Genomic DNA, 1727 nt, shown 5'->3' on the forward strand with positions numbered 1-1727 from the left:
GGATACACGGCGGAATCGGCCCGCGAACGCGCCGCGCGCCGGGCACTCGCGCTGCGCGGGGGGTTCGGTGAGGGCGAGGTCGCGCACATCGGCTGGAGCGTGATCGACGTTGCCGCGGTCGACGAGGGCGAAGCATCCGGGCCGCTGGCCGTGCGCGACGGCGTGCCGTCGGTGCGGTGGAGCACCGCAGGAGGATGGATGCCGCTGGAGGCATATCTCCGCGAGCGGGTGCAGCTGCTGCGCGACGCCGTCGGCTGATCGCGGCGGATGACCCTCGGGTTCTCGGGGGCGCTCAGGCGCTCAGATACTCAGGCGGCGAACGTCTGCGCGAAGCGGCGCAGCAGAGCCGCGCCCTCGGTGACGGATGCCGAGAGCACCTGGCGCTGCACGAGATCGAACTCCTCGGGGTCGAAGTACCCGGTCGTGCGGTAGAAGGTCATGCGGTCGGCGAAGTCGCGGGGCGTGGGCTCGGGGTGGAACTGCGCCGTGTACAGGTGGGTGCCGACGCGGTAGGCCTGCACCGGGCAGGTCGCGTTCGTGGCGAGCAGCACCGCGCCGTCGGGCACGGCGACCGCGCTCTCCTTGTGGGCCGTGAACACGGTGAGCGCGGGGGCGCTGGGACCGAAGATCGGGTCGTCCACGGCCGCGGCGGTGGTCTCGATCACGGCGGCGCTCGCGGACTCCGGGGTGGCGGACGTGACCTCGCCCCCCAGCATCCGCGTCACCACGCCGATGCTGAAGCAGGTGAAGAACGCGGCGATCTCGCCCGCGATCGCGCTCCGAGCGATCTGCTCGAGGTCGCTTTCGACGCGACGCTGCACGGGGGTCTTCGCGGCGTCGGTCACGTTGAACGGAGAACCGCCCACCACCACACCGCGGTAGCGGGCGAGGCGCGCAGGATCGAGGCGCTCGGTCAGCAGGTCGAGACGGTCGACGACGTCGACGCCGAGCGCCCGACGGAACGAGGCGTGCTCGGCGTCTGCCGCCCCGAGTTCGGGACGCACGCAGACGTAAAGAAGCGAGACCACCACGAGAGTCTAACGAGCGTCAGCGCGAGGAGTTCGCCGTGCGTCCGCGCACGATGCCGACGAACGTCTCGACGTCGGGCGTGGTGCGCTCTCGCGGCCACGCGAGTGCGACGGTCGAGGTCGGCCCGTCGGCCAGCACGCGGTGGTCGACGTCCTTGCGGTGGTGCAGACGAGCGAGCGACATCGGCACGATCACGATGCCCACGCCGGTCGCGGCGGTCGTGATCGCGTCGTCGGTCGACAACGCGGCGAAGGCGGGGGCCACGGAGCCGGGCACCTCGAACGGTACGAGCGCATCGTCGGAGAGCGTCACGACGACCTCGCCCGCGAGGTCGTCCCGCGTGAGTTCGTCGGCCGCGAGCAGATGCGACTCGATCGAGGCGACCACGACCGGAAGCTCGTCGTACAAGGGGATGACGTGCACCGCGTCGCTGCTGAGGCCGGCGGCCGCCAGTGCGCGGTCATCGAGAGGCAGTCGCACGAGGGCGGCGTCGACCTCGGTCAGCGACCGGTACTGCGTCGCCACCTCGATCGGCACGAGCTCGAGCGGCACGTGAGGCATGCGCTGCTTCCAGGCGTCGATCCATCGGCCGGGGGTCGCGCCGGGGACTGCGCCGAGCCGGAAGGAACGCGGCTCCTCGGATTCGGGCGCGGGGGCGTCGAAAGCGACCTTGGCGGTCTTCTTCGGCGGCTTGGGCG

At 71.6% G+C, this 1727-nt stretch carries 2 protein-coding genes and 1 pseudogene; 1 reads left to right on the forward strand and 2 read right to left on the reverse strand.

Annotated features, from left to right (window positions below; all coding sequences use genetic code 11):
• Positions 1-258 (forward strand): annotated as a pseudogene (locus RTM68_RS18605) (glutaminase); the annotation flags it as partial.
• Between the two features lie 50 nt (positions 259-308).
• On the opposite strand, the gene RTM68_RS18610 reads toward RTM68_RS18605, so the two are convergent.
• Positions 309-1028: a glutamine amidotransferase-related protein gene (locus RTM68_RS18610; RefSeq protein ID WP_312173802.1), complete on the reverse strand. Its 720-nt coding sequence runs from the start codon at positions 1026-1028 to the stop codon at positions 309-311.
• Between the two features lie 19 nt (positions 1029-1047).
• On the reverse strand, positions 1048-1727 hold a 680-nt coding region (locus RTM68_RS18615; protein ID WP_312173803.1), incomplete at its 5' end, for a substrate-binding domain-containing protein.

This window comes from Microbacterium sp., from assembly GCF_031988965.1.
In the GTDB taxonomy this organism is placed as follows: Bacteria; Actinomycetota; Actinomycetes; order Actinomycetales; family Microbacteriaceae; genus Microbacterium.